The 2,086-nt window shown below is 59.9% G+C and carries 3 protein-coding genes and 1 pseudogene; all 4 read left to right on the top strand.

The genetic code is table 11. From position 1 onward, the window contains the following. Positions 1-139: pseudogene (locus G5358_RS20875) on the top strand (J domain-containing protein); the annotation flags it as partial. A 23-nt stretch (positions 140-162) separates the two neighbouring features. Then, a complete protein-coding gene (gene atcA, locus G5358_RS20870) occupies positions 163-705 on the top strand; it encodes a cold adaptation protein AtcA (protein ID WP_040067053.1) in 543 nt (180 codons plus the stop codon). Positions 706-717: 12 nt separating this feature from the next. Then, positions 718-1,485: a cold adaptation protein AtcB gene (atcB, locus tag G5358_RS20865; RefSeq protein WP_064341728.1), complete on the top strand. Its 768-nt coding sequence runs from the start codon at positions 718-720 to the stop codon at positions 1,483-1,485. Positions 1,486-1,496: 11 nt separating this feature from the next. Further along, positions 1,497-2,086 (top strand): hypothetical protein (locus tag G5358_RS20860; protein ID WP_421324858.1); only part of this gene is annotated, 590 nt, incomplete at its 3' end.

Raw genomic sequence — 2,086 nt, 5'->3', positions numbered from 1 at the left:
GCTGCACCAGGTAAAGCAGGCCTATGAAGTGCTGTCCGATCCGAAACAGCGGGCCGCCTTTATCAAGGATTTCAACAACGTCATCGTGACCGACCCCGCCTCCGCCATGCAGGAGATGTGGGATCAGTTCTACCCCTGAAACAGCAGGCAGAAAGAGCAACTATGCAAAAGAGATGGGACCAGGCGCGGCTCAAGTCGCTGCAAAGCGATGCCAGCGAAAACATCGAATCCTACCGGGATCAGGACGACCCCAAGGGGCTGGAACAGTTCACCGACCAGATGAAGAGCCTGCTGCTGGCCGATATGAGCATGCTGGAGTTTATGCCCGAGTATCTGCCGCTGGCCCTCTATGGCCGGGTGCAGTTCCCGGCCAAGGCCAAGTCGCAGTGGAACAAGTGGCTCACCAGCGGCGAGCAGCCGAGCTGGGACGAGTTCAAGGTGAGCGTCGGCTTCAACAACGCCGCCCTGCCACTGGTCAAAGCGGTGCGGGCCCAGAGCGAAGATCAGCTGATGGAAGCCTGCGCCGTGCTGTTTCTGCTCGACAACCCGCTGCCGCGCGGCAGCCACCGCGGCGATGACGACTATGAGCTGCGCGACGAAGAAGATGAAGACGGGGAAGATGCCGACGCCGACTACCATGGCGGCAGTGACCGCTATGGTGATGACGACGGCGATCAGGATATGTACGACGAAGTCCGTTTCTAATTGGGGCAAGGCATGAGCAACAGTCTGATAGAAATTACCGCCATCGAGATCAAAGAGCTGGCCGTTATCGAGCCGAAGCAGGCCAGCGAGAAGTTCGAGCTGATCGCCAAGACCATGTCTGACGACCAGCTGGCAGAAGTGATTGAAAACATTGATATCGTTACCCTGACCCAGATTAACGGCCAGCACGACATCTCCTTCCCCTCCATCATCTCCGAGCTGATGACCCCGGAGCAGATCCGCGACATCGTCTGCCAGCAGCCGCTCTATTGGGAAGAGGCGATCAAGAACAACGCCGACGAGCTGCAACAGCACACCTTCGACTTCCTCAACTACCTGATCCGCACCCAGGATAGCGAGGCCAAACAGCGCGAGATCCTCGAGTGCGTGGCCGAAGACCCGGCCGGTCTCTTCTACCTCGCCATCCCCTTTATCGAGTTCTATCGCGGCGATCGCTATGAAGAGGACGAAGGCTATCGCGACGTGCTGCATGCCGAAGAGGAAGATCTCGAAGAGTCCCTGCGCTACAGCGAGCGCCAGCAGAGCGAGGATGTCCACGACTACGCGCTGGATGACCCGCGCAGCCTCTTGATGCTCATCCGCGAGCTGGCCCCCGAGGTGGAGAAAGCCATCAAGGCGCTGCTGCGCAACGAGCACTCGACTTGGGACGGCATCATCAACAAGTTTGCCGCCGAGCTGGTGATGCAGGCCAAAGAGAAGAACAAGGTCGAGGAAGACGAGTACGGCGACGTCGACGACATGTTCAGCTTTCTGGATTAAGGAGCCCATTCATGCAGTTAGTCATTCGCGATGCCAACCAGGGCCCCTTTCTGACCCAGGTGCTGCGCTTTGGCCGCGACAACGAACTCTTGAGTCAGCAACAGCTCGCCGCCATCAAGGGCAAGGCGGTGCTGATGAGCCTCAAATTCGCCGACAAATACTACAACAAGTACAAGATGCACCTGCTGGAGCAGGCGGCCCACGACGTCATCGGCGTGGTGAGCCTCGGCCTGCAGGAGCTCTCGGCACGGGATCCGGCCAAGGCGCTGGCGCTGCTGCAGGCGCCGGAAGGCCCCATCAAGCCGTTCCAGAAGGGCTGGTCGATGCTCATTACCGTCAGCCCCAAGCAGGCAGGCAACAGCCTCTACGGTGACGTGGATGCGCGGCTCTTGGACAAGATCTCGAGCCCGCCCGATGTGGAGGAGTGGCAAGGGTGGCAGGAGTACGAGAAGGCGCTGACCGAGCACAACAAGAGCCGGCTGATGGGGCTCATCGACCAGCACTTCTTCGCCTGCGAGAGCGACCACCCCACCATGGAGGACAAGCTGGCCGAAGCGCTGCTCTACCGCATCCTCTGCGGCAAGGGCAGTGGCGCCGCCCC

The sequence above is a fragment of the Aeromonas sp. 604176 genome, from assembly GCF_049170755.1.
Taxonomy (GTDB): Bacteria; Pseudomonadota; Gammaproteobacteria; order Enterobacterales; family Aeromonadaceae; genus Aeromonas; species Aeromonas veronii_A.
This window is presented reverse-complemented; position numbering and strand designations above follow the sequence as displayed.

Excerpts from the sequence above, each read along its gene's own strand:
- atcA (WP_040067053.1), top strand. The coding sequence starts at position 163 with ATGCAAAAGAGATGGGACCAGGCGCGGCTCAAGTCGCTGCAAAGCGAT.
- atcB (WP_064341728.1), top strand. The coding sequence starts at position 718 with ATGAGCAACAGTCTGATAGAAATTACCGCCATCGAGATCAAAGAGCTG.